General features: G+C 57.8%; 2 protein-coding genes. One reads left to right on the top strand and one right to left on the bottom strand.

Translation table 11 applies throughout. The annotated features are described in order from the left end of the window. Window positions 1–620, top strand: a 620-nt coding sequence (locus AC1DRJ_RS26610) for a lanthionine synthetase LanC family protein (RefSeq protein ID WP_477804775.1), incomplete at its 5' end; no start/stop codon positions are given. A 228-nt stretch (window positions 621–848) separates the two neighbouring features. On the opposite strand, the gene glyA is transcribed toward AC1DRJ_RS26610, so the two are convergent. After that, window positions 849–1735 (bottom strand): serine hydroxymethyltransferase (gene glyA / locus AC1DRJ_RS26605; protein ID WP_477804774.1); only part of this gene is annotated, 887 nt, incomplete at its 5' end.

Here is a 1735-nt window from a genome sequence, read left to right as displayed (position 1 = left end):
GTATTTCAGGGGTTCTCCTGGCGCTCTGCAAGATTTATGAAGTTACGGGGAATGAGGCGCTAGTCCCTCTGATCGAGGCCTTGTTAAGGGACGAAAACCGCTTGAAAGCTCAGGGGTTCTGGCTGGATCTGCGTGATGCATCGAAGTCGGCTCACATGACCAAGTGGTGTCACGGGGATGCCGGGATCTTGCTCTCCAGATTACAACTCATGAAAGCGCTCAATCACGTACTGAGTGTTGAGCTGAGAGCGGTCGTGAAAGGCGATATCGAACAGTGCGAACGCAATCTCTGGTGCCATGGGCTCGGTTCCGGTTACAGCCTTTGCCACGGTGACTTCGGTAATCTGCTGTGTTTGCTGGAGCTGTATCGCGTCACGGAAAACAGCCGAGGTACCTCAAGGTGCTTGCGGGCGTTCTCCGAAGTAGCAGACAACTTCTTCAATGAAGACTTCATGACGCAATGCAGCGTACCCGTTCTCGGGATGATGCTTGGGCTCACAGGTGCAGGTCACGCTTTGCTGTGTGCGGTAGATCCGACGTTGCCCAATGTGCTGTCGTTGACACTTATGGACGCTCGCCCGACAACCTCTGTTCAAGATCATCCAGATACTGAGTCATGAAGCTCACTACGGCGCTGATGTCTCTTTGCTCCATGGCATTCACACTTGAAGGAACATTGAATGCGGRCCGCCTCTGAGCATGGGAGGAATCCAGGTCAGTGCCTGGAGGTCGACGCTCATCGCCTCAGATGCCCCGATCCTTAGCCTTTTCGACCGGAGAAAAAAATCGCGGCGAAAAAAAACCGGCCATCTCTGGCCGGTTTTCATACTGCGGATCTAGCGGTGCAATTAAGCGCCGTACACCGGCAGCTTCTTGCAGATAGCCTTGACCTTCTCACGAACGGCGTCGATCACCGCTTCGTTGCTCAGGTCTGCCAGGATGTCGCAGATCCAGCCAGCCAGTTCCTTGCACTCTGCTTCCTTGAAGCCGCGAGTGGTCACAGCCGGTGTACCGAAGCGCAGGCCGGAGGTGACGAACGGGGAGCGTGGGTCGTTTGGCACGGAGTTCTTGTTCACGGTGATGAACGCTTTGCCCAGAGCGGCGTCGGCGTCTTTACCGGAGATTTCCTGCTTGATCAGCGACAGCAGGAACAGGTGGTTCTCGGTGCCGCCGGAGACCACGTCGAAACCGCGCTCGATGAATACGCCGGCCATGGCCTTGGCGTTTTTCACCACTTGTTGCTGGTAGGTCTTGAACTCAGGCTGCAGTGCTTCCTTGAAGCAGATCGCCTTCGCAGCGATCACGTGCTCCAGCGGGCCACCCTGGGCGCCCGGGAATACCGCGGAGTTCAGCTTCTTCTCGATGTCGGCGTTGGCGCGAGCCAGGATCAGGCCGCCACGTGGACCGCGCAGGGTCTTGTGCGTGGTGGTGGTCACGACGTCAGCGAAAGGCACCGGGTTCGGGTAGACGCCAGCGGCGACCAGACCGGCCACGTGGGCCATGTCGACGAACAGGTAGGCGCCCACTTTGTCAGCGATTTCGCGGAAGCGCGGGAAGTCCAGGATCTGCGAGTAGGCAGAGAAACCGGCCACGATCATTTTCGGCTTGTGCTCAACTGCCAGACGCTCGACTTCGTCGTAGTCGATCAGGCCATTGGCGTCGATGCCGTACTGGATGGCGTTGTACAGCTTGCCGGAAGACGAAACGCTGGCGCCGTGGGTCAGGTGACCACCGT

Source organism: Pseudomonas sp. P5_B2 (assembly GCF_056400445.1).
The sequence above is the reverse complement of the archived record's forward strand: the minus strand, read 5'-3'. Positions and strand labels throughout refer to the sequence as shown.